The sequence below is a fragment of the Pseudomonas sp. MWU13-2105 genome (assembly GCF_023242315.1).
Lineage (GTDB): Bacteria > Pseudomonadota > Gammaproteobacteria > Pseudomonadales > Pseudomonadaceae > Aquipseudomonas.
On sequence record NZ_JALLIY010000059.1, the window covers coordinates 1 to 2014 of the forward strand.

The 2014-nt window shown below is 46.4% G+C and carries 3 protein-coding genes and 1 pseudogene; all 4 read left to right on the forward strand.

Features of this window, described 5'->3' with window-relative positions:
* A pseudogene (locus M5B96_RS32240) lies at positions 1 to 727 on the forward strand (hypothetical protein); the annotation flags it as partial.
* Between the two features lies 1 nt (position 728).
* Entirely contained in the window at positions 729 to 980 is a 252-nt protein-coding gene (locus M5B96_RS32245) for a hypothetical protein (RefSeq protein WP_248801189.1), read from the forward strand.
* A gap of 48 nt (positions 981 to 1028) precedes the next feature.
* On the forward strand, positions 1029 to 1271 hold the full coding sequence (locus tag M5B96_RS32250) for a hypothetical protein (protein WP_248801190.1): 243 nt from the start codon (positions 1029 to 1031) through the stop codon (positions 1269 to 1271).
* 181 nt (positions 1272 to 1452) lie between these two features.
* A partial coding sequence (locus tag M5B96_RS32255; protein ID WP_248801191.1) for a hypothetical protein occupies positions 1453 to 2014 on the forward strand: 562 nt, incomplete at its 3' end.

Genomic DNA, 2014 nt, shown 5'->3' on the forward strand with positions numbered 1-2014 from the left:
CGTTTGCCTATCCCTTATCTTAAGGGGGGAACGGTGTCCTGTCTTTCATGGGGCTCGTTCATTGGCGGAAGTCGACAGTAAGACGACGGAGGCGGAAAAGCAGGAGGTTAAACAGCGTTACGCGAAATTGAGTCAGGATAGGGATAATGAACTGGGACCACTTTGTCAGCGCTCTCCTGACGTTTGTAAGGCTATTTTGTCTGGCCTTTTGGATGATGATCAAAAATTAATTGCTCTTACGAGCGAGTTGAGGAATGAAGGGAAAGGCAAGGAGGCTGCTGTAGTTGGGTACATTGCTAACGGAAATCTGTCTTCTGCCAATACGATCGCGACAACGATAAAATCCAACGGTGATACCGTAACTCTTCTGGCTGCTGATGCTGCTAAGCTGTTAGGTGTCGGGGTGATTCCAGGCTGGCGCACAGGGAGTGGGAAAAGTTTATCAGATGCGACAAATGAAGAAATTGCTACTATTACCTTAAGGACGACCAAGAACCAGACCCGTTTGGGAGGAGAGGCAGGTGAGCTGGGAATAAAGGTTGTATATAAGGATGGTACGGAGTTTGACATGACTCAGACGCGAGTCAAAGAAACAGAGGCTAATCCGTATGTTCCTGGTAGCATGCGACCGGTGAGGTTTGAAGATGCTCTTGATAATAAGGGGATTAAACGCGCACCTACGCAAGATGAGCTAGACTGGTTTAATAGTATTAAGTGGGATCGATGAGATGATTGATGTAGTAACAGGGTTGCGGGTGGTTGTTCTAGTGCATGAGATTCATGGTCCCTATGTCCGTGTTTCTAGCTATGAGGATGGAGGGGCGTTTGAAGATGTTTTGGATGATGAATGTCATGTGCCATATTGGAAAAAGACACCGGAGGAACTAATGGGGTTGGGGGGTAATGAATACTATTTTGGTTGGGCGGCTGATATTGAAAAATTACAAGAAATTATTGATGGAATAGTTTTTAGTAATTGATTAGCCGGGTTGAGCTTTGTGTTTTTTCTAATGAGTTGAGGTGTTGGAATGATTGACTCTATTGTTGGGAGAAGGATTGAAATTGTTGTTAGTGAGACTTATGGGCCGTTTCTTAGTATTTGTAATTGTTCTGATGTCGCGAGGCTAGAGGAACTGATGGGTCGTAAGTATTGTATTCCTTTCTGGACTGAGAAGAAGGGGCAGGTTGATGGTGTTGATATTATAGAATATTATTTTGGACGTGCAGCTGACCCTAGAAAATTGCAAGAAATCCTTGATGGTGTTGATTAAACAAGGTTGGTGTCCCGGGTCAGGCTTTTAGGAAGAGGTCTGATTGTCAGGTTGAATTATGGGAAAAGGGGACACCCATTAGCCTTGACTCGAGACCGGCTAATGGGCGTCCCCTTTTAGATCGGTGTGGACCGTGGGTCAGGGCAGTTGATCATCGCGAAGTTGAAGTGAGGTTTATAGCGTGAGTGTGTGGAGCGCATACGGTGCGGCAGTTGCCAAGGCCGAGGCCAGGTTGGAACATATCAAGTCACATCTTGAGGGTGGTTTTGATGTGCAAGGTTATGTGACGAATATAGAAAATCAGCGGGGAAATCCTGCTGCGTGTGCCGAAAGGCTTTCGTCCTATGCATTTGCTCGGGGAATGCTCGCTTGGTTCGAGACCGCTGATCTTGAGGAAATGAAGCGCTGGTTCTCTGTCGCTGAGTCATTGCATCGATATCAGTTCTCGTTGCAGAGCGACAAAATGAACTTCCTTCCTAAAACGCTGGATTTCATGAGGGCACTGGTTTCGGATAATGAAAAGCTCATCGATTGGTTCTGTCAGTGCCGCGATATAGTCGATGAAAAACGCATTCAATCAACCACTACGGCCGACTTTCTGGCTTATCAGATTGTATTGGCGGCCAAAGGGGACATGAGGCGGTTGAGTGAGCGCTGCCTATTAATGAGGGAAAAGCCGCCTAAAGGGGCGAAGCAGATGTTCTTGTTGGACAATGAGTTTTTCATAGCTCTAGCCAATGGGG

Excerpts from the sequence above, each read along its gene's own strand:
- M5B96_RS32245 (WP_248801189.1), top strand. The coding sequence starts at position 729 with ATGATTGATGTAGTAACAGGGTTGCGGGTGGTTGTTCTAGTGCATGAG.
- M5B96_RS32250 (WP_248801190.1), top strand. The coding sequence starts at position 1,029 with ATGATTGACTCTATTGTTGGGAGAAGGATTGAAATTGTTGTTAGTGAG.